Source organism: Methylorubrum sp. B1-46 (genome assembly GCF_021117295.1).
GTDB lineage: Bacteria > Pseudomonadota > Alphaproteobacteria > Rhizobiales > Beijerinckiaceae > Methylobacterium.
Genome location: NZ_CP088247.1, coordinates 854,336 through 879,373, shown reverse-complemented (window position 1 = coordinate 879,373; position 25,038 = coordinate 854,336). Strand labels below are relative to the sequence as shown.

Here is a 25,038-nt window from a genome sequence, read left to right as displayed (position 1 = left end):
GGTCCGGGAGCGTCGCGAGGAGCACGGTGCGCGTTCCGCCAGAGGGGCCCGCAGCCGATGCCGGGCAGTTAGAGAGGAGATCGCGTCGAATCAAGGGCAGCGCGATTTTCATCCCTGGCCATCATCCACAAAGCGAATGACGGATTTTCGAATCCGTTCCGCTTGACAGCGGGGCTCACTCCGGGCCCTGCCGCGGACCATGGATGCGGATCGAGAGAACGGAATCGCCATCGTCGGCGGGGGCCCGGCGGGACTGGCGGCAGCGGAGTGGCTGGCCGGCGCGGGACGGCCGGTCACGGTCTACGAGCGCATGCCATCGGTCGGCCGAAAGCTGCTCATTGCCGGGCGCGGCGGGCTCAACCTGACCCATTCCGAGCCGCTGCCGGACTTTCTGGAACGCTACGCCCCGGTCGATCCGCGCCTGCCGGCGGCGGTCGAGGCCTATCCGCCCGACGCGCTGCGAGCGTGGTGCGACGGGCTCGGGCAGACCACCTTCGTCGGTTCGAGCGGCCGAGTGTTCCCGGAAAGCTTCAAGGCCTCGCCGCTGCTGCGCGCCTGGCTCGCCCGCCTCGACAGGCTCGGCGTCGTGATTCGCACCCGGCACCGGCTCGTCGGGCTCGAGGAGGGCGCGCTGCGCTTCGAGACGCCGGAGGGGGGGCAGGTCGTCCGGCCACGGGCGGCTTTGCTCGCGCTCGGCGGCGCGAGTTGGCCGCGGCTCGGGTCGGACGGAGCCTGGGTTCCGCTGCTGGAGGAGAGCGGTGTCGCCGTCGCGCCCCTCAGACCCGCCAATGTCGGCTTCCGTGTCGCGTGGTCCGCGCATTTCGCCGGGCGCTTCGCAGGCGAGCCACTCAAGCGCCTTGCCGCGCGCATTGGTGCTTTGAGCGCCCGCGGCGAGGCGGTCGCCACGGCGGACGGCATCGAAGGGGGCGTGATCTACGCGCTCTCGCGGCCGATCCGCGAGGCGGTGGAGCGCGATGGCGTCGCCGAACTCGTTCTCGACCTTCGTCCGGATCTCGATGCGGGCGCCCTGACGGCACGTCTCGCCAAGAGCCGCTCCGGCGAAAGTCTTTCCACGCGCCTGCGCAAGGCGGCCTCGCTCAGCCCGGCCGCCATCGGCCTGCTGCGCGAAGCGCATGCCAACGCCCTGCCGTCGGAGGCCGCCGCGCTGGCGGCCGCGATCAAGGCCGCGCCCCTGCGGCTCGGCGCGCCGGCCCCGATCGCGCGGGCGATCTCGACGGCCGGCGGCGTCGCCTTCAGCGAACTCGACCCGCACTTCATGCTGCGGGCGCGGCCCGGACTGTTTCTCGCCGGCGAGATGCTCGACTGGGAGGCGCCGACCGGCGGCTACCTGCTCCAGGCTGCCTTCGCCAGCGGCCGGGCGGCCGCGAAGGGGATGCTTGCCTGGCTCGATCGGCAGCCCTGAGCCCGGCTCAGGGCCGGGCGCAGATCCCGACCATGCCGCCGCTGCCGGCCGGACATGAGGCCTTGGCCTCCCCGTCGAGGGCGGCCGCACCGCCCGTCTGGCAGGTGGCCGAGGCCAGCACCTCGCCCGCCTCGCAGGTGAGCGTGCAACCCGTGTCCGTGCAGGCGCGCGCCCGCACGACCCGGAATGGGGCCGGCGCCGTCGCGGCGGCCTCCGCTTTCGCGCCCGGATCACCCTTGACGCCCGGATCGCCCTTGGGGCCGCGCTCGCCCTTTGCGCCCGGTTCACCCTTCGGTCCCGGCGCGCCCGGAGTTCCGGCGAGACCCGCATCTCCCTTAGGGCCCGCTTCACCCTTGGGTCCGGCCTCTCCCTTCGGTCCCTGATCGCCCTTGGGTCCGGCGTCCCCCTTCGGCCCCGCGGGACCGGGCGGTCCTTGCAGCCCCGCCGTCCCCTGCGGCCCGGCCGGGCCCGGCTCGCCCGGCTTGCCGGCCGGTCCCTCCGGCGCGCAGTTGGCGACCACGGCCTCGCGCTCGTCCTCGCCGACCTTGATCACCGCGACGCAGGTCGCGGGCCGGTAGGGCAGCCGGAACTCGAAACGACCGCGCCGGTCGGACAGGACGGAAATGTCGTCGTCGAGGGTCAAGGTCACGCCGCTCTTGCGCACGCTGCCCGTGACCTGAAGGTTGCCGCCCTCGATGCGCGCGTCCCAGATCTGGATCGGCGGGACCGGCGCGCGCGCGGCCGTCGCGCCAGCGCGGGCCGGCCGTGACGGTGATGCGGCGGGCTCGCCCTGCGCTGCCGCCGGCCCGGCGAGCGCGAGGCCGAGCGCGATCAAGAACGGCGAGAGGATCGACCGGAAGGCTCGGGGATGCTGTGGCCGGATTGTCGGCGTCCGTCCGACCAGGCTCCGCTTCATCCGCATCCTCGCTCCTCCGATCTTGACCCGCGCATCTTCCGGCGCGGCGGCGAGCAGGTTTCGGTTGCCGGCCGGCGGGGGTCAACCCCGCGGGATCGTCCACAGCCGTCCACAATGCGTATCCACAAGCCAAGACCCTCGCACGTCTGGCTATTTGTGAGACGGTCCACAGATCCTCACGGGCGACGACCGTGGTTGGCAGCGCGGCGCGGGAGCCGCCGTAGAAAAGCGGAAGCCATGGGCGGGGCGATACCTTAAGAAGACCGGCGAAGTGCCCGATCCGCCGAGGGCCCATCGGGACGCGGCGAGCCGGGACGTGCGACCCCGAGACCGACCTGCCGCTATGCTCCGCCCGCTCCTCGCCGCCCTGCTTCTCCTGTCCCCCGTCATGCAGGCCGCCGCGCGCGCCGACGAATGCGACGCGCTCGCGGCCCGCATCGCCCAGGCGACGGGCGCGAGGAAGGCCGGCCGCCGGGTCGGTCCGAGCATCGACGTCCGCGCGGCAAGCGGCGTCCGGCTCGATCTCACCTGCCGTGCCCAGCCCATCGTGCAGGCGGCCTCCGGCGATCCCTCGCCCTCCGCGGAGTATTTTCGCGAGCTGACAATCGCTGCCGAACTCGTCGTCGGCGAGCCGGCCGCGACCGTGGAGCCGATCCTGGCCCGCGCCTACCAGACGGCCCTGCGGGAAGGCCGCAAATCCTTCATCCAGCAGAACGGTTGGTCGGCGAGCTGCTACACCGACAGCGCGGGGGCGCTGCGCACGCTCTGCTCGGTCGGGCGCATCCCGACGGAGTGAGGCTGACAGCGCGGGCGGCCTGAGACGTCGCCGGCGATCTTTCCCGATCGTTCCCGCTTGAACGAAGCGCACGCCCGCGCCAATGCGGAGGACAGGAAACGTCGCAAGGATCCGCATGGATCGGGCGCAAAAATCCACCACAGGACATTCGGTGAGGAACCCCGCGATGGCCGAACGACCCGTCAACCACCTGTTCGGTCTCGTGCGCAGCCATGCCCCGGCCGAGCCGGGTGCCAAGGTCTTCATCGAGACGGCGGACGGGGCGCGGTACACCTATGCCGACCTGATGGCCCGCTCGGGCGCCTACGCTAACGCGCTTCAAGCCCTCGGGGTGAAGCCCGGTGATCGGGTCGCGGTGCAGGTCGAGAAGAGCGCCGAGGTGATCTTCCTCTATCTCGGCGCGGTGCGGGCGGGCGCGGTCTTCCTGCCGCTCAACACCGCCTATACGGCGCCTGAGATCGCCTACTTCCTCGGCGACGCGGAGCCGGCTCTGTTCGTCTGCGACCCGGCCCGCGAGGCCGATCTGTCGGCGGTGGCCGCGCAGGCCGGCGTGCCGAACCTGCGCAGCCTGGATGCCGCCGGCCACGGCAGCATGGCGCAGGCTGCCGATGCGGCGAGCCCCGACTTCGCCGACGTGCTGCGCGGGCCCGACGACCTCGCCGCGATCCTCTACACCTCGGGCACGACCGGGCGCTCCAAGGGCGCCATGCTGAGCCACGACAACCTCGCTTCGAATGCCCTCACGCTGGCGCAGTACTGGCACTTCACCGAACGCGACGTGCTGATCCACGCCCTGCCGGTGTTCCACACCCACGGCCTGTTCGTGGCCACCAACATCGTGCTCGCCACCGGTGGCACGATGCTGTTTCTCCCCCGGTTGGACGCGAAGAAGATCCTGGAGCTGATGCCGCGGGCCACCGCACTGATGGGGGTGCCGACCTTCTACACCCGCCTGCTGAAGGAGCCCGGCCTCACCCGCGAGGTGGCGGCGCAGATGCGCCTGTTCGTCTCGGGCTCCGCGCCGCTTCTGGCCGAGACGCACCGGGAATGGGAGCAGCGCACCGGCCACGCCATCCTCGAACGCTACGGCATGACCGAGACCAACATGAACACCTCGAATCCCTACGAGGGGGCGCGGCGGGCCGGCACGGTCGGCTTCCCGCTGCCGGGGGTGACCCTACGGGTGGTCGATCCCGAAACCGGGGCGGCGCTCGGCCCCGAGGAGGTCGGGATGATCGAGGTCAAGGGCCCGAACGTGTTCCAGGGCTATTGGCGCATGCCGGAGAAGACCGCCGCCGAGCTGAAGGTCGACGGGTTCTTCATCACCGGCGATCTCGGCAAGATCGACCGCGACGGCTACGTCCACATCGTCGGCCGCGGCAAGGACCTCATCATCACCGGCGGCTACAATGTCTACCCGAAAGAGGTCGAGACCGAGATCGACGAATTGCCGGGCGTCGTCGAATCCGCGGTGATCGGCCTCCCCCATCCCGATTTCGGCGAGGGGGTGACCGCGGTGGTCGTGCCGGGCGAAGGCGCGCCCGACGAGGCCGCGGTCCTGGCAGCGCTGGAGGGGCGGCTGGCCAAGTACAAATGTCCCAAGCGCGTGCTCTTCGCGCCCGAACTGCCCCGCAACGCCATGGGCAAGGTGCAGAAGAACCTTCTGCGCGAGGCGCACGCCGACCTCTATCGCGGCTGAGGGCGCATCGTCGGATGGCTCGGCGGCCGGCGGTTCGGCCCTCGCGCGAAAGGACCGCGACCCGAGTGTTCCCGAACCGGAATGCCGACCTCATACGGGGGCGCTGGCGCTCTCATTCCTGTGATGCGATGCTTCGCTGTGCGGGTGATAAGAGCGGGCCGTAAGGTACCGGGGAGGTGATCTGTCCCGGTTGCATGCGGGGCGCTATGCGCCCACGGTGTGTATTTTCCAAACCGCGGAGTTTCGTTCGAACGTGACCAGCAGTACCGAGCAGGACCGGATCGATGCCGAGCTGGTCCGCGTCTCCGACAGCTCCGATCCGTTCGCCGCCGCCGTCAAGGCGACGCGGATGCCGATGCTCATCACCGACCCGCACCAGCCCGACAATCCGATCATCTTCGTCAACGAGGCCTTCATCAAGCTCACCGGCTACGGCCGCGACGAGATCCTCGGGCGCAATTGCCGCTTCCTGCAGGGGCAGGAGACGGACCCCCGCGACGTGGCGCGCATCCGCGATTCCATCGAGCGGCGGGTGCCGGTCGAACTCGAACTACTCAACCACAAGAAGAGCGGCGAGGTATTCTGGAACCGCCTCCTGATCTCGCCGGTCTTCGACGACGAGGGGCATCTCACCTACTTTTTTGCCTCGCAGTTCGACGTGACCCTGGAGCGCGACCGCATGGTCCGCCTCCAGCGCGACCGCGACGCTCTGGAACAGGAGGTCGAGCGCCGCAACGACGACCTCACCCGCAGCGAGCACCGCCTCGAATTCATGCTCGCCGCCGGCCGCCTCGGCGCCTGGACGCTGGACCTCGCCGAGCGCCGGCTCGTCGCGTCGGACCTGTGCAAGCTGAATTTCGGCCGACCGCTCGGCGAGCCCTTCACCTACGACGACCTCGTCGAGGCCGTGGTTCCGGAGGATCGCGAGCGGATGCAGGCGGCGATGAAGGCCGCCATCGACCGCCGCAGCGATTACGACGTCGAGCACCGCGTCTCGGCGCCCTGCGGCGAGGTCCGCTGGGTGCAATTGCGCGGCCGGGCCTATTACCGGGCCGACGGGGCGCCGCTCTCCATGGCCGGCATCTCGCTCGACGTCACCGAGCGCAAGCGGGCCGATGAGCAGCGCGCCCTGCTCGCCGCCGAGATGAAGCACCGGGTGAAGAACTCCATCGCCACGGTCCAGTCCATCGCCCACCAGACCCTGCGCAACGCCGCCTCGCTCGACGATGCCCGCCGGACGCTCGACGCGCGCCTCAATTCGCTCGCCACCGCCCACGACATCCTCACCTCGGAGGCCACTGACGGCGCGACGCTCGCCGAAGCGGTGGAGAGCGCGCTGCAGCCGTTCCGCGTCACCCCGCGCAACCGCATCCGCTTCGGCGGCCCGGAGGTGCGCCTCACGGCGCGCCTGACGCTGGCCGTGGTGATGGCCCTGCACGAACTCGCCACCAACGCGGTGAAGTATGGCGGCCTCTCGAACGAGTCCGGCCGGGTGATTCTCAACTGGGAGATCGAGGGGCCGGGGTCCAAGCGCCTGTCGCTGCGCTGGGAGGAACTCGACGGCCCACCCGTGGAGAAGCCGTCTCGGGTCGGTTTCGGCACGCGGATGATCGAGCGGGTGCTGGCCGCCGAGTTCGGCGGCGAGGCCAGGATCGACTACCGCAGCCGCGGCCTCGTCCTCACCCTCGAAGCGCCGCTGCCGGAGCGCGAGGTCGGCTGACGGCTTTTCGAAGCTGCCTCGCGCGCCATCGCCTTCTCTCCTCTGGATTTTTCCGGGGGATGGTGCGTGCTTCGAGGGAACGGCCAAGCCTGATCCGGGGTTGAACCGCGTCTCACCCAAGGTGCGTGCCCGAAGCGCGCGTGCCCGACCCCGCGAGCCATGCCGTCCTCCCCTCAGACCCCGCCCCGCCTGCCTGCGGAGGGCACGGCCCCCGTGCTTTGGACCCTGATGATGGGGGCGGCTCTGGTCGCGCTCGCCGCCGCGCCGCGGCGCCGGCCCGACGACGAGGTGCCGGAGCCGCCCAAAGCGAAGGAGTCCGACGGTGGCGCCCATTCCCACGAAGGCCGCGCGGCCCGGTGGGTGGCGGCGACGCAGGCCGACCGCGGGCGCGCCGCCGACCATCCCGGCGAGATTCCGTCCCCCGGCTGGTGGGACATCGCCACGCGCGTCTATCTGGAGTTCAACAAGGACCGAGTGCTCTCGGTCGCGGCGGGCGTGACCTTCTACACCCTGCTCTCGCTGTTCCCGGCGATTGCCGCGCTCGTCACCTGCTACGGGCTCGTGGCCGACGTGAACACCATCAACGTCCACCTTGCCACCCTGCACGGTGTGCTGCCGGAAAGCGCGATCGACATCATCGGCGAACAGGTCAAGCGCATTGCCGCGAAAGGCGGCGGCGCGCTCGGCTTCACCTTCTTCACCAGCCTGACGCTGTCGCTCTGGAGCGCCAACGCCGCCATGAAGGCGATGTTCGATGCGCTCAACGTGGTCTACGAGGAGGAGGAGAAGCGCAACTTCTTCTGGCTCAACGTCCGCTCGCTCACCTTCACCGCGGGCGCGCTGCTGTTCATCATCCTGGCGCTGATGTCGATCGTCGTGCTGCCGGTGGTGTTCAACTTCCTCGGCCTCGGCGACGGGGCCCGCCTCATCGCCATGGCGCGCTGGCCGGCGCTGCTCCTCGTCCTGCTCGGCGGGCTCGCCGTGCTCTACCGCTACGGCCCGAGCCGGGAGCGGGCGCGCTGGCGCTGGGTCGGCGCGGGCAGCGTCGTAGCCGGCCTGCTCTGGCTCGTCGCCTCGATCCTGTTCTCTTGGTACGTCGCTAATTTCGGCAACTACAACGAGACCTACGGCTCGCTCGGCGCCGTGATCGGCTTCATGACCTGGATCTGGATCTCGGCGACGATCGTGCTGCTCGGAGGCGAGATCAACGCCGAGATCGAGCACCAGACCGCCCGCGACTCGACGACCAGCCCGCAGAAGCCGCTGGGGCAGCGCGGCGCGCGCATGGCCGACACGGTCGGCGCGGCGGCCTGAACCGCGGACAAGGCATCACCGGTGCATCATCCGATCTTGCGCGCGCGGGTCGCACTCGTGACAAGCGATCCCCGGCACCATTTTGCCGAACGAGAAACGAACCGAGGAACGCGACCATGGCCGGATCCGATCTGATCGGGACTGATCCCGAGATCCGCACCGAGGCGGAGTGGCGCGCGGCGCTGACGCCTGAACAATATCGCGTGCTGCGCGAGCACGGCACCGAGCGGGCCGGTACGAGCGGCCTCAACGCCGAGAAGCGCCCCGGCACCTTCTCCTGCGCCGGATGCGGCGCCCCGCTGTTCGAGAGCGTCACCAAGTACGAGTCGGGCAGCGGCTGGCCGAGCTTCTTCGCGCCGCTCGAAGGGGCAGTCGAGACGCAGGTCGATCGCAGCCACTGGATGACCCGTACCGAGGTGCATTGCGCCCGCTGCAAGGGCCATCTCGGCCACGTCTTCGAGGATGGCCCGGCCCCGACGGGCCTGCGCTACTGCATGAACGGCGTCGCGCTCGGCTTCGAGCCAGAGGGTTGAGCCCGTCGAAATCCATGGGCTTTACCCCATGAATTCCACGCCTTTTCCACCTCCAGGCTTGCCGCGTGGTTGTTTCGGGCTCAACACTTCGCCATGAAGGTCCGTGTGAAGAAGAGGTTAACGCCCCGGTCTTCGCGGGCCGCCCGTGGCCGAGCCGGTGGGCGGCGGCCGATCCTCACCCGGATCGGCGCCCCGAAGACCGAGCGTCCGGGCTGGCCCCGGACCGGTGCATGCCGACCCGCGGAGGGAAGTGAATGAGTGTCGTTCGCCGGTTTCTCGTGGCGCCCTCTCTGGTCCGCCTCCTGCGGAAGGAGCGGGGCGGTTCCCGCGTCACGGAAGGCTACTTCGCGCCGCAGGCCGGGCGCACCTCGTTCGTGCGCCTGCAGGGCACCAACTGCTTCCTCGTGCTGATGACCGGCACCGAGGGCGCGATGGCCGAGGAGCGCACCGAGGTGCCGCGTGCCCACGGCGACGCCCTCCTCGACGTGTGCCAAGGGCGGGCCGTCTACGAACGCACCACGGTGTCCCTCGGCGGCTCGGTCGAGGCGCTAGTCGACCGCTACGTGCGCCCGTCCGGCCTCGACATCGTCAGCCTCGTCTTCCCCGACGCCGCCGCGGCCCAGAGCTTCACGCCGCCGGTCTGGTTCGGTGCCGAGGTGACGACGGACAAGGCCTATGACGGCCAGTCGATCGCGCTGACCGGTGTGCCGAGCCCCGGCGACATCCCCCTCAGCAACGCCGCCCTCGATGCGGTGCTGGACCTGATCGAGCCGCGCTTCGGCTCGAACCGTCAGCCCTTCGCCCCGTCGAAGCCGGTCTCGCCGCCGCGGGAATCCTCGATCCCGCCGCGCGCGTCCGAGGCGCCGCGGCACCCCCCGATCCCCGAGGCACTCCTCGCCGCCGCCGTGGCGGAGCCGTCAACGCCCGCCGAGGCCAAGGCGGAGGAGCAGCCTCAGGCCGCCGAGGAGCCTCTCCCGGCGGCAGCAGAGGAATCGGCTTCCGAGGCCCCCGTGGTCGAGGTCGCTCCAACCGAGCCGCCCCGCGCCGAGGAGGCAGCCTCCGAGCCGACATCACTCGCCGAGGAGCCAGCCTCCCCCGAGGCGGCCGAGTCTGCCAAGCCGGAGGAGGCTCAGGGCCCGGCCGAGGCGACCGAGGCTACAGAGGCTCAGAAGCCTGCGGCGGAATCCGGGGAGCGGCTGGCGCCGGATGCGCGCATCGACGACGTGATCGAGAGCCTCTCGAAGGCGCTCGGCGCCGCGATCCGCAACCCGCAGGAGCCGGGCCGCGACGAGGAGGTGACCGAGGCGTTCGAGCGCTGGCAGGTCCGTCCCCGGCGCACGCAGCAGACCTGACCGTCCGCGACACGCGAAAACCGACGAGAATCAAGAAAGCCGGCTTCCGCGAGGGAGCCGGCTTTCTCGTGTCGGATCGTCCTGGCGAGGCGAAGCCGAAGCCATCCAGGGCGCAGTCCGGTCCGGAGATGTCGCTCCCTGGCGCGCTTCGCCGTCGCTCGCGATGACGTTTAGGGGCTGAATGACCGAGCAGCCGCCAGCACCACACCACGGCCCCACAGCCGATCTCTGGGGATGGCGCCCCGACCCGTCGGAACCGAGATGGGCTACGCTTCGTTGGCTGGCATCCGGTCGCGATCCGCTTCGTGCGGGGCACGGGTAAGTCCACACAACAAATGAGGAATCTCTGCCATGAGACGTCTCGCCATCGCCGCCGCGGGGCTGATGCTCTGCCTCCTACCGATCGCCGGAGAGGCCCAGGCCCAGGGGATTCCGGGCGGCATGCGCCGCGGCGCGGCCGAGGGCGACCGCGTCGCTGGGCCGATCGGCGGGATCGTGGGCGGTGCCGTCGGCGGCGCGGTGGGCGGCGTCAACGGCGTGCTCGGGATCGATCCCGGCCGGCGCGCCTACCGCACCCGCATGCGCTCGCACCGCCACGACTATCGGAGCCGCCATCACCGCCGCGATCATCGCGGCCATCGCTACCGCTGAGGCGGAATTCCATCGCGCGGAGGAGGGGCATCCCTCCGCCGCGCGTGCTGGCGCATGACGGCATCCTCGGCGAGCAACGCCAGGCCGGAGGCGACGATGATCCCGGCGCCCAGCATCGTCCAAAGGCTCGGCACGTCGCCGAACAACAGGTATCCCAGCAGCACCGACCACAGGATCTGCGTGTAGATGAAGGGCGCGAGCAGGCTCGCCGGAGCCCGCGCATGGGCCAGCACCAGCAGCCAGTGCCCGATCGTCCCGAACAGCCCGACAGCGATCAGCAGACCCCAGACCCGGCCCGAATCCGGCGCCGTCCAGATCCAGGGCAGGAGCGGGCTCATCACCGCAAGGCCGCCGAGTCCGGTGTAGAACACCGTGGTGGCGGTCGAGTCGTGGGCCGCGAGCTTGCGCGTCACGATTACGTAGACCGCGTAGCAAAGCATCGCGCCGAGGCTGAACAGGATCGCCGGCTTGGCCACCAGCGCGTCCGGTCGCACGATCACGAGGACGCCGACGAACCCGGCCGCGACCGCCGCGAGCCGCATCCGCGACGACCATTCGCCGAGCAGCGGCCCGGCGAGCAACGCCACGGCGAGCGGCGCGGCGAACTGGATCGAGATCGTCTCGGCGAGCTGGAGCGAGCGCAGGGCCAGGAAGTTGCAGGCGGTCGAGCCGAACAGGAGCAGCGAGCGCAGGATCTGCAACGGCAGACGCCGCGAGCGGGCCACGCCCGGCCGGGTCACCGGATTGAGGAAGGCCATCACCAGCGCGACGTTGACGGCGTAGCGCATGAAGGTGGTGAGGAGCGGATCGACACCGCTGGCGGCCAGCACCTTGCCCGTGGCGTCGAGGCTGGCGAAGAAGACGGGCGCGACGCACATCAGCGCGATGCCGACGAGGCGCCGCGGATCGCGGGCGATCGATGCTCCGGGCTCGCTGGCCTGTCTCGCGGACATGTCCTTCTCCCGGCCTTGCGGCCCCTGTGCGGATCGAGGCCGTAGACCAAGCCCGAGGCCGGCGCATCCCGGCTCCGACGCGGGTCTCCTCCCCGATGGGAAGAGACTCACCTCTCATTACCCGCTGCATTCGGAGCGGGTCCGGCGATCGGGCCTGGTCCGCCGTACCCGTCACGCCCTCGCGGCTGAGCCCGCGCGTGTCTCGTGGGTCAGACAGCCGTTCCGCCGCGCGGCGCGGTCACGCTCGCGCGACCGGGCCGTCGAGGGGAGCGAGGCGAGGCGCGGGCGCCAGCGCCGCGGACGGGCCGGGCCGCCGGGACCGGGCGAGACGCCGGGCGAGGTCGGGCAGATCCAGCGGGACTTCGCCCTCGGCCACTTGGCCGAACACCGTTCGGTCGAGGGCGGCGAGGTCGCGCGCCAGATCCGGCTCACTGCGCCAGAGCGCGGCGAGATCCGGCTGCGCTTGGGCGGCGCGGCCGAGCGCGGCCCGGAACGCCGCCGCATCGCCCGCGGCCGCGGCGAGGCGCAGGCGACGGGCCAACCCGCGGTCGAGACGCAGGCGGGCGGGGCCGGTGCGGAAGCCGATCAGCGCCAACCCGAGGCCGAAGGCGGCGAGCGCCGCCGCACTCAACGCCGGCCACGAGGCGGGGGCAGCGGGTTTGAGATCCTCCTCCCGGTCGGCAAGGCCGCCGCCGATCTGGCGAGCGGGAATCTCGGCCTCGCGCTGGGTGCGGGTGAGCGTGTCGAACCAGGGGATCTTGATCGCGTCGAGCGGGATCACCTCGGACACGCCCTTCTTGATGTCCCATTGGTAGGTCGCCCGCGCCACCGGGCCGGACGGTGTGATGAGGGTCTCGCGCTTCACCGGGCCGGCGAAGGTGATGATGCCGCGGGTGCGCATGACCGGACGCGGCGGCAGGCCCTCGGCGAGCATGCCCTGCGCCTCGAGGGTCACGATCCGGCGTGCGGTGTCGCCCTTGTTCAGCGTCTCCGGGTCGGGGTCCCAGGAATCGGTGATCGACACGTCCCGCGCCGGCAGCCACCACGGCTCCGCCGCATCGGGGCCGCCGCCCGCCCCCGTCCAGGCCGCCACGGGGAAGGGCACGGGCTCCGAGCGAACGTCGATCTGCTTGCGCTCGCCGCCATCGTTGATGGTGAGGCGGTGGATGAACGGGTCGATGGTGAAGGTCCCCGTATGCTGGGGGAAGACCGCGATGGTGCGCTCGAATTCCAGCGCCATCTGCCCGTCGGGCAGACGCGTGCGGCCCCAATGATCGCGGCCGAGCTGCGTCCAGGAGAAGTTGACCAGCGCCGGCTGGCGCATCTCCTCCAGCAGGATCTGCGTGCGGTAGACGCCGCGAAGGCGCAGCAGCACCATCTCGCGGGCATAGGGCTGCGCGCCGCCGGGAAGGTCGGGCGTCACCGTCAGGGTGAGGTCGCCGGGCTCGATGGCGTGGGCGGGGGTGACGACGGCCAGCAGGATGAGGAGGAACGCCGCCAACACTCCCTTCTCCTCTCTGCGGGAGAGGGTGGCCCGCGAAGCGGGTCGGGTGTGGGGAGCGCCATATCCGGACGCGTCGCCTCCTCTCCCGCCTGCTCCGCAGGCACCCTCCCCCGCAAAGGGGGGAGGGGTGTTCGCGTAGCGCCGGAGAACGTCGAAAAGAATCACCACGGGTTGCTGCCTCCCGGGATGGCGGTGCCAGCCTCGATGCGCCGGGCTTGCTCGGCCTTGAGGCGCAGCTTCAGGAAACGGCCGGGCTCGTCCGGTAGGGTCTGGAGCCAGAGCCGGTCGGGGTGGATCTCGTGCGCCTCGAAGCTCTTCGTCACACGGCGCGCCTCGCGCTCCGGGGCGGCTGCGACCATAGCCGAGCCGGCGCCCTGGCGCCCGCGGCCGGCCGCGTCGCTCGCCGAGCCGCGGGCCTGACCCTTGCCGGAATCGACCGCCTGCTGCTCCGCCTTGCCGCGCCGCGCCACCGGGCTGGTGCCGGGAAGCGAGGCGGAAGAGCTCGCCTCCTTGTTGCCGGCCAGGCCCTCGCCGCTGGAGGTGGAGCGGATGTCGTCGTTCTGGTCCTGGTTGGCGGTGTTGTTGTAGCGGGCGCCATAATGCGCCGAGGCGTTGGCGATGCCGCCGCCCTTGCCGCGGTCGATCTCTTCCTCCAGCGCCTTCGCGATCAGCGAGCGGTTGGCCTGCGCGTCGGCGTCGCGCGGGTTGTAGGTCAGCGCCTCGTCGTAGGCGTCGAGCGCACCCTTCAGGTCGCCGGAGCGGGCGAGTGCGTTGCCGAGATTGTAGGCGCCGCGCTTCCCCTGCGCGCGGAACAGCGGGATCGCCTCGCCGTATTGCCCGGCCTCGTAGAGGGCGGCGGCACGCCATGCCGGCACATCGAACACACGGACCGCCGCACCGGGGAGCCCGACCGCCATCAGGAAGCGGCCCAGCGTCGTGCGCGGCTCCGACACCAGCAACAGGCCGAGAATGCCGAGCCCGGCGAGCATGAGGCCGGCGATGCGCGCGAGCTTGCGCCAGTGGCGAGGAAAAGCGATCGGCAGAGCCCGCCGCAAGGGCGTTGCTCCGGCGAAGTGGCGGGGCGGAAGGGGCGCCGACATCACGCGCTCCGTCGGAAGAGAAAGAGCGCCGGCACCAGCGCCAGCAAGAGCAGCCAGCGACCGAGATCGGCGAAGGCGAGCACGCCGTAACCGCCCGCCGCGAGATGCTGCGCGGTCGAGGCGCCGACGCGGTCGAGCACCGCCTTCGGGCCGTCGATATCGGCGGCGCGCCCGCCGCCCGCCGTCGCGAGCCGGTCGAGGGCGGTCCGGTCCGGACGCGGCGCACCGGCCGGCAGCGCCTTGGCGGCCGGCACGAACAGGGCGTGGAGCTGCCAGCCCTTGTCGCGGATCGCGGCGGCCTCGCGCTCGGCCGCCTGCCCGATACCGTCACCGTCGGAGATCAGCACTACGTCGGCGGCGACGACGTTGGCCTCGGTCAGCGTCCGGCGGGCCAGCGCCAGCCCGCGTTCCGGGTGGCTGCCCCGGTCGGGGACGGTGTCGGCGTCCAGCGCGAACAGGGTGGTAGCCAGCGTCTCGCGGTCGTGGGTGGGCGAGAGGGCGGTGTAGGCGTCACCCGCATAGACGACCAGCGCCAGCGAGCGGGTGCCCGCGGCCTCCCCCACGGCCTGCGCTGCCTGCCGCGCCTCCTTGAAGCGCCCGCCCTCAATGACCGAGCGGGAGAGGTCGAGCACGATCACCGTGGCGTCGAGATTGCGGAAGGTCGCGGCTTCCGGGCGCTCGACCGCGGGCCCGGTGAGCGCGAGCGCCAGGATGCCCGCGGCGAGCGCGGCGGCGAGATTGGCCTGCCGCCGCCCGCCGAGCAGGGCGCCGCTTCGGGCAAGCAGCGCCATCAGGTGGGGATCGACCGCCTTGTTCCAATCGCCCAGCGGCGCCGAGCGCCACGCGGCGCGCAGCGCCAGCACGGCCACGACGGGCAGCGCCAGAAACCAGAGCGGGCGCAGGAGGGTGAGGGATTCGATCATGCGATTCCCGATCAGATCCGGCGCCGCGTCGCCAGCAGCCCACAGGCGCAGAGGAAGGCCACCGCCGCCGGCCAGGGCCAGAGGTCGCGCCGCAGCGGCAGCGGTGGTGCCTTGGCCCGGCCCCCCTCCAGCTCGTCGATGGCGTTGGCGACCGCCTCGAGGTCGTCGGTGGTCTTCACCCGGAACGCCCGCCCGCCGCTGGTCTCGGCCATGGCCCGCAGGGTCTCGACATCGACCACGTCCTGCTCGTTGTTGGGGTTGTCGGCCATGTCGATCGGCCCCAGCGCGATGGTGTAGACCCGCACGCCGAGGTCTTTGGCCAGCGCCGCCACGTCCTTGGGCGCGGTCTGGCCGGCATTGTTGGCGCCGTCGGAGAGCAGGATCACGACCTTGTCGCGGGACGGCGGCGGACCGCTGCCGTCCGCGGCGGCGACCTGCGCCGGAGCGAGGCGCTTGAGGGCGAGGCCGAGCCCGTCGCCGATGCCGGTGGAGCGCCCGACGAGGCCGATGGTCGCCTCCTCCAGGGTGCGGGCGACGGTGGCGGTGTCGAAGGTGGGAGCGGCGGCGACGTAGGCCTGATCGGCGAATTCGACGAGGCCGATGCGGTCGCCCGCCCGGCGGCGGATGAACTCGGCGCCGACGCGTTTGACCGCCGCGAGCCGGCTCACCGTCTCCCCGTCGAGCGAGAAATCCTTCCGCTCCATGCTGCCCGACAGGTCGAGGGCGAGCACGATCTCCCGGGCCGAGGCCGGGAGCGCGGTGGCGGGCAGGACGAGGCGGGGCCCGGCCAGCGCAACCACGAGCGCGACCCAGAGCGTGCCGATGAGCCAGAGCCGCCGCCGTCCGCGGGCCGCGATGGACTCGGATCGCTCGGCGCCGAGGACCAGGGAGGGCGGGACGCGCAAGGCGCCGCTGCCGCCCTCGCGCTCCGGCGGGATCAGCCGGGCGGCGAGCGGCAGGAGCAGGAGCAGCAGCGCGAGCGGGGTCGCGAAGTCGAAGGCGGAGACGAAGGCCGTGAACCAGGCGGGCATTCGGGTCAGGCCCGGATCTGTGTGAGAAGGCGGCCGAGGCCGGCATCGATGGCGGCGGAATCCACGGAAGCGGGCCGGCGATAGAGGTCGTCGGCGAAGGCGCGGCCCGGACCGTTGCGGAAGAAATCGGTGCCGAAGGTGGCATCGAGCGTCGCGACCCAGGCCGGGCCGCGGGCGCGCGCCGCCTCCTCGCCCTTCAGGGTGCGGACCACGCGGCGCAGGAGACGGGCCTGCGCCACGCGCCGGGCCTCGGGATCGAGCCGCGCGGCGCGTGCCAGCTCCTGCAGGGCCGTCCGGCGCAGGGAGGCACCGCGCCGGGCGCGGAGCAGGCGGATCCCACCCACGAGCAGCGCGAGGCCGAAGCCGAGGGCGATGGCGGCCACCATTTCGGGCTGCACCGCGCCGGTGCCGCCGGTGGGCAGGTGCAGGCCGCGCAGGGCGGAGAGATCGGGGGAGGCGGTCATCCCTCACCCCTCCGCGCATCCCCTCTCCCTGCCTCACAGCACCGCATCGAGCCGCTCCATCAGAGGGGCGTAGCTTTCCGGCCCGGCCTCGACATCGATGCGCAGGCCCTCGACGCCGCAGGCGTGGAGGCGGGCGAGACGCGGATCGATGTCATCGGGAGCTGCTGCCCCGCGGCGGGCCTGGACGGTGCCGCGGTGTCCGTCCGGTAGGGCGTAGGGGTAGAAGCCGGGCGGCCGGATTCGCTCGAAGGCGTCGCTGACCAGGAGCAGGCGGATCGACAGCCGCTCGGCGAGCGCCGTGATCAGGTTCTCGAAATCCGGCCCCGGCGCATCGAGGGCCGTCGCGACGACGAGGTGTCCCCCCGACGGCAGAAGCGAGCGGGCGAGTGCGAGGGTGTCGGTCAGCGGCGGATCGTCCGCCGCCGGTCGGGCAAGGGCTGTGGCGTGGGCATGGGCCATCGCCCCGGTGACGGCGGTCATCGCCCGCTCGCCGCCGGCCGGGCGCACCACCGAGGGCTCGGCCGTCCCCGCCGCGATCAGGCCGATGCGCCCACCGTCACCGACGATGCGCCAGCCGAGGAGTGTCAGCGCCTCCGCCGCCGCCACCGAGCGCAGCGCCCGGCGGGTGCCGAACAGCATCGAGGGCCGGAAATCGGCGAGCAGCACCACGGCGCGGTCGCGCTCGTCGTGGTGGGTGCGCACGTGCAGCTCGCCGGTGCGGGCGGTGGCGTTGCGGTCGATGAAGCGGCGGTCGTCGCCCTCGGACCAAGGCCGCACGTCGTCGGGCTCGGAGCCCCGCCCGCGCTTCCGCGTGACGATGCCACCCGGCAGGCCGGCGATGGTGCGGGTTGCGGGCGAGACGCCGCGTCGCGCCAGATGGCGCAGGCTCATCAGCCCGGCGCCGGAGAGATGGATGCCGGGGGCGTCGGTCGGGTCGCTCGCGGGGGCCGCGGTCGCGGTCATGGCGGCTACAGCGCCCGCGTCCGCTCGACCAGCCCGTCGATGATGCTGCGCGTGGTGCGTCCCTCGGCCGCCGCGCGCCAGGTCAGGCCGATGCGGTGGGAGAGGGCGTCGGCGGCGAGTTCGGAGATATCCTCGGGTACGACGTGGTCGCGGCCGTGCAGATAGGCCCGCGCCTTGCCCGCGACCATCAGCGCGAGCGTTCCGCGCGGCGAGGCCGGGTGCTCGATCGCCGCGCGCAGCTCCGGCGCCACCGCATCGGTGCGCGTGCCGGCCACGAGCCGCACGAGATAATCCTTGAGGGCCGGCGAGACGTAAGTGGCAAGCGCGGCCTCGCGGGCGGCGATCACCTCGGCGACCGAGAGCTTCACCGGCATCGCCTCGGCGTGGTGGTTCAGCTCACCCTCGACGAGGTCGAGGATGCGGCGCTCGGAGGCCTCGTCGGGCATCTCGACGACGACGTGGAGCAGGAAGCGGTCGAGCTGCGCCTCGGGCAGCGGGAAGGTGCCCGCGTGCTCGATCGGATTCTGCGTCGCCACCACCATGAACGGGTCGGGCAGGCGGTGGGTGTGGCCGGAGACGGTGATCTGCCCCTCCGCCATCGCCTCCAGCAGGGCCGACTGCACCTTCGGCGGCGCGCGGTTCACCTCGTCGACGAGGATCAGCGAGTGGAACAGAGGACCGGGCAGGAACTCGAAGGTGCCCGCATCCTGGCGCCAGACGGTGGTGCCGGTCAGATCGGCCGGCATCAGGTCGGGCGTGCACTGCACGCGGGCGAAGGAGCCGTCGAGCCCGTCCGACAGGCGCTTGACCGCGCGGGTCTTGGCGAGACCCGGCGCACCCTCGATCAGCAGGTGGCCGCCGGTCAGAAGCCCGATCAGCAGGCGCTCGACCAGCTTGTCGGCGCCGATCAGCCCGTGGCTCAATCCGTCGCGAAGTTGGAGGATGCGGTCGCGAACGGGGGGAGACCCTGCCGCGGGCCGGGCGAGTGCCTCGACGCTCATGCCAGCGCCTCTGCCTGCATCCCTTGCGCCGGTCGAGCCTCGGCCCTCGTCGCAGGAGAACAATCCTGCCGCATGCGCGTCTCCTCAGCGTGGGTTTTTCTTATAGGTCCCACAATTCTGCCGGTGTGCCCGCTGCCCGGTTGCCGCGTCAATCCCGCATCACGACCCTGGCCACGGGCAAATTGACCGTATTCGACCGGGGATGCGCCGATCGGTGACGTTTCGTCACGCAACCGTCACGCTCGTGCGACAGCGGAAAACCGCGCGACCCCGAAAAGATCCCGAAAGGTTCGATGCCCGGCCCGTTTCCCTTTCCCACGCCCGAAGCCCTGAATTCCGGCATCAGCCTCGCGGTCGCCTTCGGCCTCGGCACCCTGATCGGGGTCGAGCGGCAGTACCGGCAACGCAGCGCGGGTCTGCGCACCGCCGTGCTGGTGGCGCTGGGCGCCGCCGCCTTCGTCGATCTCGGCATGCGGCTGACCGGCGGCGAGGGGGCGACCCGCGTGGTCGCCTACGTCGTCTCCGGCATCGGCTTCCTCGGCGCCGGTGTCATCATGAAGGAGGGGATGAACGTGCGCGGCCTCAACACCGCCGCGACCCTCTGGTGCGCGGCCGCCGTCGGCGCCTTCTCCGGGGCCGACCTGCCGCTGGAAGCCTGCTTCGTCACCCTCGCCGTGCTGGCCGGCAACACGCTGCTGCGTCCGCTCGTCAACCTGATCGACCGCATCCCCATCGACGAGAGCGCCACGGAGGCGACCTACGAGGTGCAGGTGACGGTGCCCGCCGAATCCGCCGGACTTGCCCGCGACCTGCTGGTCGAGCGCCTGGAGGCGGCGGACTATCCCGTCGGCACGACGGAGGTCGAGGAGCGCGGCGAGAGCAGCGTGGACGTCATCGCCACGCTGACCGCGCGGACGGCGCATGCCAAGGATCTCGACGCCGTCGTGGCCGATCTGGCGAAGCGGCCGGAGGTGCGCCACGCGACCTGGACGGTACAGACGGGGGATTGATCCGACCTTGAGGCTGGGCGTACCGCCGTCATTGCGCAGGAGCGTGCAGACGCGGACGAGCCATCATGACCCATTCGAAAAAGCATGCCCTGATCGTCGGTGCCTCCCGTGGCCTCGGGCTCGGGCTCGCCGAAACCTTTCTGCGGCGCGGCTGGCGGGTCACCGCGACCCGGCGCGGAGCGGCGCCCGGCCTCGAACCGCTCACGGCGCAGGGCCTGCGGGTGGAGGCAGTGGATATCGACGACGATGCCTCCGTCACTGCCCTGCACGAGCGGTTGGCGGGCGAACGGTTCGACCTGATCTTCGTCGTGGCCGGCATCGTGATGGAGTCGGACCAACCGCTCCACGCCGTGTCGCGGGCCGTCCATGCGCAGATCTTCCTCACCAATGCGGTGAGCCCGATCCTGTTCGCCGAGGCCTTCCGCGACCGGCTGGCGCCCGGCAGCACGCTCGCCTTCATGTCCTCTGTGCTCGGTAGCGTCGGCCTCAACACCGAGGGCGGTTGGGAGAATTACCGGGCGAGCAAGGCGGCGCTGAACACCAATGCCCGGAGCTTCGCGGCGCGTCACGCAGCCCGCGATTTCGGCGTGCTCCTGCTGCATCCGGGTTGGGTTGCCACCGATATGGGCGGCGAGGGGGCCGATCTCGATGTGGCGACGAGCGCGGCCGGACTAGCGGACGTGATCGAGGCGAGGGCGGGCCGGACCGATCTCGCCTTTCTCGATTACCGGGGCGAAACGCTGCCCTGGTGAGGCTTCAGCGGCGCGGGTCGAGGGGCCGGCTGCGGCGCTCGACCACCACCGTCGGGCGGCTGCGGCGCTCGACGATGACCGCGCGCGGCGGCGCCCGGTTGGGGCTCGTCGGGGCCAGGATGCGCTGTTCCTGGGGACGATGGGCGGGCCGCGCCGCCGCAGCCTTGGCGGCGGCGACCACGTGCGGGCGCACCTCGTCCGGACCGAGGCCGATCAGCCCGCAGGCGATCTCCACCTGCTGGTCGACATCGTCGGCGAGATCCTGCGCGGCGGCGACCGCCTCGGCCACGGTCGGCGGCTCGCGCCGCACCCGGATCGGAGGCAGATCCTGGAAGCTCTTGGGCGTTTTCTTCACGGCACGACTCGCGGTCTTCATGCACCGATCATAGGACGGCCCGTCCGCTTTGTGCAGTGCACGCAAATCGGACGTGACGGACCGCCGGCCGCATGGCTGCCGGGCGGACGCCCCGCTCGTCGAGGTTGCAGGATGCGCGCCAATCCGCAGCCCCGCCAGCACATTCGTTGACGAGGCCACCCGGTCGGTATGACCCGCGATGGTCAAAGTGTCGCGGCAGCGCAGCACATGGATGTCGCGCTCGTCGGGGCGATCATCGTGCGGAAATTCGCGGCTTCGAGAGACCTCCATCCCGAATCCCGCCCCGATCCTGCGGCACCCCCGGTCTCACGATGCCAGACACCTCCGATCCCCGCCTTACCCCGGCCCGGTCCGACCTCGCCGATATCCGCCTGAAGGGCGTCGTCGCGGCCGAGCGCTACGTCGCGGGCGCGCCGGCGCGGGTCGCCGTGCCCTCCGCGCCCCTGCGCCGCGCGCCGCGCCTCGACGCCGGACTCGACACCGAGGCGGTGATGGGTGACGCGGTGAGCGTGTTCGAGATCCGTGACGGCTTCGCCTGGGTGCAGATCGCCCGCGACGGCTATGTCGGCTACCTGCCGGAGGCGGCGCTCGGTCCGGTCGATCCGGCGCCGACCCATCGAGTCGCGAGCTTGCGCACCTTCGTCTATCCGGCACCCGACCTGAAGCGCCCGCACGTGGCCCATCTGAGCCTCGGCGCCGCCTTAGCGGCGCAGGCGCAGGAGGGCGAGTATTGGCAACTTGCCGGCGGCGGCTTCGTCTTCGCTGGCCATGCCGTGCCGTTTGAGACCGCCGAGCCGGATTTCGCGGCCACCGCCGAGCGGCTCGTCGGCACGCCCTATCTCTGGGGCGGACGCACCAGCCTCGGCCTCGATTGCTCGGGCCTCGTACAGCTCTGCCTGGATATGGCCGGGCACGCCTGCCCGCGCGACGCCGACCAGCAGGAGCGGACCCTCGGCGAGGCCCTGCCGCCGGGGCTCGACGGTCTGCAACGCGGTGATCTCGTGTTCTGGAAGGGGCATGTCGGGCTGATGCTCGACGCCGAGCGGCTGATCCACGCCAACGGCCACCACATGGCGGTGGCGGTCGAGCCCCTGCGCGAGGCGGTCGAGCGCATTGCCGCCAAGAGCTTCGGCGCCGTCACCTCGATCCGGCGGCTCGATCTCTCCGCCTGACCGTCGCTTCAGATGGCGCGGACGGTGTGGGGCGCGAGTTCGGCCAGCGCTTCGGCTAGGGCATCGACCTGCCCCTCGTCATGGGCCGCCGAGAAGGCGACCCGCAGGCGCGCGGTGCCCGGCGCCACCGTCGGCGGACGGATCGCGACGACGAGGAAGCCGCGCGCCTCCAGGGCCGCAGAGAGGGCGAGCGCGGCTTCCGCCGCGCCGACCAGGACGGGCACGATCGGGCTTTCCGCTTCCGGCAGCCCGAGCCTCGCGGTGAAGCGGCGGGCGAGCGCCAAGGGCCGGGCGGCGCGCTCCGGCTCGGCCTCGACGATGGCCAGGGCTTCGAGCGCCGCGGCGGCGGAGGCCGGCGGCAGTCCGGTGGTATAGACGAGGCTGCGGGCCCGGCTCGTCAGCAGATCGATCACGGCCTGAGAGGCGCAGAGATAGCCGCCGTAGGAGCCCAGCGTCTTCGACAGCGTCCCCATTTCGAGCGGCGCCCGCAGGCCGGGCTCGACCACGCCGAGGCCGTGCGCGTCGTCCACCAGCGTCCAGGCGTCGTACTCGGCCGCGAGCGCCAGGATCTCGGGCAGCGGCGCCCGGTCACCGTCCATGCTGAACACCCGCTCGGTCAGGATCAGCGCCCGCCGCGCCGCGCCGCGATGCGCGGCGAGACCCGCGCGCATCTGCGCGAGGTCGTTATGGCCGAAGCGCACGACCGGCGCGCCCGACATCTTCGCCCCCGCGAACAGGCAGGAATGGCCGAGTTCGTCGATCAGGATCAGGTCGCCCGCGCCGACCAGCGCCGGGGCGATGCCGAGATTGGCAAGGTAGCCGGAGCCGAAGACGAGGGCCGCCTCCTTGCCCTTGTACCGGGCGAGCCGCTCCTCCAGGGCCGCGAGCGGGGGCGCGTTGCCGGTCACCAGACGCGAGGCGCCCGCGCCCGCGCCGTAGCGCGCCAGCGCCTCCGTGGCCGCCGCGATCACCCGCGGATCATGGGCGAGGCCGAGATAATCGTTGCAGGAGAACGAGACGAGGCCGCGGCCGCCCCGCTCCGCCGCCGCGCCCGGCCCGCGGGCGGTCACCGCCAGCCGGCGGCGCAGGGCGGCCGCCTCCAGGCCGGCGAGCTTCTCCTCGGCAAAGGCGTCGAGGCTGTTCGATGGGTTCGACGAGGGATTCGGTGACATGAGGCCTCAAGGCGACGGGGTCCGGTGGTTGTCAAGCCGACGGCCGGTGCGAACCCGGCGCAGGGCGGCGCGTTGCCCCTGCTCTCTCGGAACACACGGCCATGATGCGCGCCCTCCTTGCCCTTGTTATGCTGGCGGGGGCTTCCACCGCCCCGGCACCGGTCCTGGCCGGCCCCGCTCAGGACTACCTGTTCGGCGAGCAGCGCTTCCGCAACGCCTGCCGCCCGCCGCTGAAATACGCGGACGGGGCCTGCGTCCGCCGCTGCCCGGCGGGCTACCAAAGCTTTCGCGGCTATTGCCGCTTCCGCAACATGCAACGGTGATCGTCACGCCGGCGGGTTGCCGCGCGGTTCGCACCGTGCGAGCCTCCAGCCGTCCGATACAGACGATACGGGAGAGCCCAGACCGCTCGTAAAGAGGGGTTATGGCGCCGACGGAGCAACGACCCCCGGAAACTCTCAGGCACAATCACCGTATCGTTGGACAATCTGGAGAGAGGCGCCGACCGGCGTCCACCGAAGGAGAAACCTCGCTCTGCGGAGTGAGGGAAGCTCTCAGGTAAGCGCGACAGATGGGGGCAACTTGCCAGCCGGCCGGCGGGCAAGATCCGTCTGTCGTGGAGTGCCCGATGAGCCTGCAAGCCGCCGGGGCCGTGAGCCCTGCAGCCCCCCTTTCCGCTGACCCCCTCGCGCAGACGCCGCTGCACGCGCTCCATTTGCGTCTCGGCGCCAAGATGGTGCCGTTCGCGGGCTACGCGATGCCGGTGCAGTACCCCGCCGGGCTGCTCAAGGAGCACCTGCATACGCGGGCGGCCGCCGGTTTTTTCGACGTCTCGCATATGGGCCAGATCGCGCTGACGCCCCGCTCGGGCGATGTCGCGGAGGCGGCCCGCGCCCTCGAAGCACTGGTCCCGATCGACATCCTCGGGCTCGGCATCGGGCGCCAGCGCTACGGTTTCCTGACGGACGAGGCTGGCGGCATCCTCGACGACTTGATGGTCGCGCGCTTGGCCGATCGGCTGCACGTCGTCGTCAACGCCGCCAACAAGGCGGCCGATCTCGCCCGGATCCGGGCGCACCTGCCCGACGGCATCGAGGCGACGCTGCTGCCGGATGCGCTGATCGCGCTCCAGGGGCCGAAGGCGGCGGACGTGCTCGCCCGCCTCACCCCCGACATCGCGGCGATGCGGTTCATGGACGTGCGCGCGGTCGAGATCCTCGGCGCACCCTGTCTCGTCAGCCGCTCCGGCTATACCGGCGAGGACGGGTTCGAGATCGCCGTGCCGGCCGAGCAAGCCGAGGCGGTGGCCGAGGCGTTGCTCGCCGCGCCCGAGGTCATGCCGGTGGGCCTCGGTGCCCGCGATTCCCTGCGTCTCGAAGCCGGTCTCCCTCTCCACGGTGCCGATATCGACGCTGGCACCAGCCCGATCGAGGCCAGTCTCGCTTGGGCGATCTCCCCCGCCCGCCGCCGCGGCGGCGCCCGCGCGGGCGGCTTTCCCGGCGCGGACCGCATCCTGGCGGAGATGGAGGCGGGCCCTGCCCGCCGCCGCGTCGGCCTGAGCCCGGAAGGCCGCGCGCCGGTGCGGGCGCATGCGCCGCTTTTTGCCGCGGAGTCCGGCGGCGATTCGATCGGCCGCGTCACTTCGGGCGGCTTCGGGCCGAGCGTCGGCGCGCCCGTCGCCATGGTCATCCTGCCGGCGGCGCTCGCCGCCCCCGGCACCCGTGTGTTCGCGGAACTGCGCGGCCAGCGGCTGCCGCTCGTCGTCGCCCCGCTTCCCTTCGTCCCGGCCGGCTTCAAGCGCGGCTGATCCTACTCGTGACAGGAGTTCGAACCATGCTGCGTTTCACCGACGAGCACGAATGGCTGCGCCTCGACGGCGACGTCGCCACGGTCGGCATCACGGCGCATGCCGCCGAACAGCTCGGCGACCTCGTCTTCGTCGAGTTGCCGAAGGTCGGCGCGAAGCTCACCAAGGGCGAGGCGGCCGCCGTGGTCGAGTCCGTCAAGGCGGCCTCCGACGTCTACGCCCCGCTCTCCGGCGAGGTCACCGAGGTCAACGAGGCGGCGGTCTCCGATCCGGCTTCGGTCGGTGCCGACCCGCAGGGCGGCGGCTGGCTCTACCGGCTCAAGCTCGACGATCCGTCGGCCATGGACGGGCTGATGGACGAGGCCGCCTACGCGGAGTTCGCGAAGTAGCGCAGTTGGTGAGCCCT

Annotated in this window: 25 protein-coding genes and 1 riboswitch; of the genes, 14 read left to right on the top strand and 11 right to left on the bottom strand. The window is 71.7% G+C overall.

All coding sequences use genetic code 11. From position 1 onward, the window contains the following. Nucleotides 1-199: 199 nt before the first annotated feature. Nucleotides 200-1,423 (top strand): TIGR03862 family flavoprotein, encoded by a 1,224-nt coding sequence (locus LPC10_RS04275; RefSeq protein ID WP_231345607.1) that lies wholly within the window; start codon nucleotides 200-202, stop codon nucleotides 1,421-1,423. Between the two features lie 7 nt (nucleotides 1,424-1,430). Here LPC10_RS04275 and LPC10_RS04270 read toward each other — a convergent pair whose 3' ends face one another. Further along, the gene (locus tag LPC10_RS04270; protein WP_370644650.1) at nucleotides 1,431-2,339 is read right to left on the bottom strand and encodes a collagen-like protein; all 909 of its coding nucleotides are present in this window, start codon (nucleotides 2,337-2,339) and stop codon (nucleotides 1,431-1,433) included. Between the two features lie 343 nt (nucleotides 2,340-2,682). Here LPC10_RS04270 and LPC10_RS04265 point away from each other — a divergent pair, with 343 nt between their 5' ends. The 7 genes from LPC10_RS04265 (at nucleotide 2,683) to LPC10_RS04235 (ending at nucleotide 10,404) form a co-directional block, all read left to right on the top strand. Continuing rightward, on the top strand, nucleotides 2,683-3,135 hold the full coding sequence (locus LPC10_RS04265) for a hypothetical protein (protein ID WP_231345605.1): 453 nt from the start codon (nucleotides 2,683-2,685) through the stop codon (nucleotides 3,133-3,135). A gap of 166 nt (nucleotides 3,136-3,301) precedes the next feature. Next, nucleotides 3,302-4,834 (top strand): malonyl-CoA synthase, encoded by a 1,533-nt coding sequence (locus LPC10_RS04260; protein WP_231345604.1) that lies wholly within the window; start codon nucleotides 3,302-3,304, stop codon nucleotides 4,832-4,834. A 253-nt stretch (nucleotides 4,835-5,087) separates the two neighbouring features. Beyond that, entirely contained in the window at nucleotides 5,088-6,554 is a 1,467-nt protein-coding gene (locus LPC10_RS04255) for an HWE histidine kinase domain-containing protein (RefSeq protein WP_231345603.1), read from the top strand. 159 nt (nucleotides 6,555-6,713) lie between these two features. Continuing rightward, the gene (locus tag LPC10_RS04250) at nucleotides 6,714-7,868 is read left to right on the top strand and encodes a YihY/virulence factor BrkB family protein (RefSeq protein WP_231345602.1); all 1,155 of its coding nucleotides are present in this window, start codon (nucleotides 6,714-6,716) and stop codon (nucleotides 7,866-7,868) included. Nucleotides 7,869-7,984: 116 nt separating this feature from the next. Beyond that, nucleotides 7,985-8,401 (top strand): peptide-methionine (R)-S-oxide reductase MsrB, encoded by a 417-nt coding sequence (gene msrB, locus LPC10_RS04245; RefSeq protein ID WP_231345601.1) that lies wholly within the window; start codon nucleotides 7,985-7,987, stop codon nucleotides 8,399-8,401. Between the two features lie 254 nt (nucleotides 8,402-8,655). Then, nucleotides 8,656-9,753: a hypothetical protein gene (locus LPC10_RS04240; RefSeq protein WP_231345600.1), complete on the top strand. Its 1,098-nt coding sequence runs from the start codon at nucleotides 8,656-8,658 to the stop codon at nucleotides 9,751-9,753. A gap of 351 nt (nucleotides 9,754-10,104) precedes the next feature. Beyond that, nucleotides 10,105-10,404 carry a hypothetical protein gene (locus LPC10_RS04235; RefSeq protein ID WP_108938840.1) on the top strand — a complete coding sequence of 100 codons (300 nt, stop codon included), beginning with the start codon at nucleotides 10,105-10,107 and terminating at the stop codon, nucleotides 10,402-10,404. Here LPC10_RS04235 and LPC10_RS04230 read toward each other — a convergent pair. The 8 genes from LPC10_RS04230 to LPC10_RS04195 all read right to left on the bottom strand — a co-directional run bounded on the left by LPC10_RS04230 (nucleotide 10,395) and on the right by LPC10_RS04195 (nucleotide 18,343). Then, nucleotides 10,395-11,357 (bottom strand): DMT family transporter, encoded by a 963-nt coding sequence (locus LPC10_RS04230; RefSeq protein WP_231345599.1) that lies wholly within the window; start codon nucleotides 11,355-11,357, stop codon nucleotides 10,395-10,397. The genes LPC10_RS04235 and LPC10_RS04230 overlap by 10 nt on opposite strands. Before the next feature lie 238 nt (nucleotides 11,358-11,595). After that, complete coding sequence (locus LPC10_RS04225) at nucleotides 11,596-12,858, bottom strand: hypothetical protein (protein WP_231345598.1); 1,263 nt, start codon at nucleotides 12,856-12,858, stop codon at nucleotides 11,596-11,598. Between the two features lie 164 nt (nucleotides 12,859-13,022). Continuing rightward, nucleotides 13,023-13,961: a tetratricopeptide repeat protein gene (locus tag LPC10_RS04220; RefSeq protein ID WP_231345597.1), complete on the bottom strand. Its 939-nt coding sequence runs from the start codon at nucleotides 13,959-13,961 to the stop codon at nucleotides 13,023-13,025. Further along, on the bottom strand, nucleotides 13,961-14,884 hold the full coding sequence (locus tag LPC10_RS04215; protein WP_231345596.1) for a VWA domain-containing protein: 924 nt from the start codon (nucleotides 14,882-14,884) through the stop codon (nucleotides 13,961-13,963). Before LPC10_RS04215 ends, LPC10_RS04220 begins: the two co-directional genes overlap by 1 nt. 11 nt (nucleotides 14,885-14,895) lie before the next feature. Next, entirely contained in the window at nucleotides 14,896-15,915 is a 1,020-nt protein-coding gene (locus tag LPC10_RS04210) for a VWA domain-containing protein (RefSeq protein WP_231345595.1), read from the bottom strand. Between the two features lie 5 nt (nucleotides 15,916-15,920). Next, nucleotides 15,921-16,379 (bottom strand): DUF4381 domain-containing protein, encoded by a 459-nt coding sequence (locus tag LPC10_RS04205; protein ID WP_231345594.1) that lies wholly within the window; start codon nucleotides 16,377-16,379, stop codon nucleotides 15,921-15,923. Between the two features lie 33 nt (nucleotides 16,380-16,412). Continuing rightward, nucleotides 16,413-17,342: a DUF58 domain-containing protein gene (locus LPC10_RS04200; protein ID WP_231345593.1), complete on the bottom strand. Its 930-nt coding sequence runs from the start codon at nucleotides 17,340-17,342 to the stop codon at nucleotides 16,413-16,415. Between the two features lie 5 nt (nucleotides 17,343-17,347). Further along, on the bottom strand, nucleotides 17,348-18,343 hold the full coding sequence (locus LPC10_RS04195; RefSeq protein WP_231345592.1) for a MoxR family ATPase: 996 nt from the start codon (nucleotides 18,341-18,343) through the stop codon (nucleotides 17,348-17,350). 293 nt (nucleotides 18,344-18,636) lie between these two features. Between LPC10_RS04195 and LPC10_RS04190 the strand changes: the two genes are divergently transcribed. Continuing rightward, nucleotides 18,637-19,353 (top strand): MgtC/SapB family protein, encoded by a 717-nt coding sequence (locus LPC10_RS04190; RefSeq protein WP_231345591.1) that lies wholly within the window; start codon nucleotides 18,637-18,639, stop codon nucleotides 19,351-19,353. Between the two features lie 65 nt (nucleotides 19,354-19,418). Beyond that, nucleotides 19,419-20,105, top strand: coding sequence for an SDR family oxidoreductase (locus tag LPC10_RS04185; RefSeq protein WP_231345590.1), 687 nt, complete (start codon nucleotides 19,419-19,421; stop codon nucleotides 20,103-20,105). Between the two features lie 4 nt (nucleotides 20,106-20,109). Here the strand turns inward: LPC10_RS04185 and LPC10_RS04180 are convergent, their stop codons facing one another. Beyond that, nucleotides 20,110-20,481 carry a hypothetical protein gene (locus LPC10_RS04180; protein ID WP_108938830.1) on the bottom strand — a complete coding sequence of 124 codons (372 nt, stop codon included), beginning with the start codon at nucleotides 20,479-20,481 and terminating at the stop codon, nucleotides 20,110-20,112. Between the two features lie 311 nt (nucleotides 20,482-20,792). Between LPC10_RS04180 and LPC10_RS04175 the strand changes: the two genes are divergently transcribed. Further along, nucleotides 20,793-21,653 carry a C40 family peptidase gene (locus LPC10_RS04175; protein ID WP_231345589.1) on the top strand — a complete coding sequence of 287 codons (861 nt, stop codon included), beginning with the start codon at nucleotides 20,793-20,795 and terminating at the stop codon, nucleotides 21,651-21,653. Between the two features lie 8 nt (nucleotides 21,654-21,661). Here the strand turns inward: LPC10_RS04175 and LPC10_RS04170 are convergent, their stop codons facing one another. After that, entirely contained in the window at nucleotides 21,662-22,825 is a 1,164-nt protein-coding gene (locus LPC10_RS04170; RefSeq protein WP_231345588.1) for an aminotransferase class I/II-fold pyridoxal phosphate-dependent enzyme, read from the bottom strand. Nucleotides 22,826-22,926: 101 nt separating this feature from the next. Between LPC10_RS04170 and LPC10_RS04165 the strand changes: the two genes are divergently transcribed. The 3 genes from LPC10_RS04165 to gcvH all read left to right on the top strand — a co-directional run bounded on the left by LPC10_RS04165 (nucleotide 22,927) and on the right by gcvH (nucleotide 25,021). After that, nucleotides 22,927-23,148: a hypothetical protein gene (locus LPC10_RS04165; protein WP_231345587.1), complete on the top strand. Its 222-nt coding sequence runs from the start codon at nucleotides 22,927-22,929 to the stop codon at nucleotides 23,146-23,148. Between the two features lie 58 nt (nucleotides 23,149-23,206). After that, nucleotides 23,207-23,309: riboswitch (glycine riboswitch) on the top strand. A gap of 144 nt (nucleotides 23,310-23,453) precedes the next feature. After that, nucleotides 23,454-24,632, top strand: coding sequence for a glycine cleavage system aminomethyltransferase GcvT (gene gcvT, locus LPC10_RS04160; protein WP_231345586.1), 1,179 nt, complete (start codon nucleotides 23,454-23,456; stop codon nucleotides 24,630-24,632). A 26-nt stretch (nucleotides 24,633-24,658) separates the two neighbouring features. Next, on the top strand, nucleotides 24,659-25,021 hold the full coding sequence (gcvH, locus tag LPC10_RS04155; RefSeq protein ID WP_133089880.1) for a glycine cleavage system protein GcvH: 363 nt from the start codon (nucleotides 24,659-24,661) through the stop codon (nucleotides 25,019-25,021). Nucleotides 25,022-25,038: the final 17 nt, after the last annotated feature.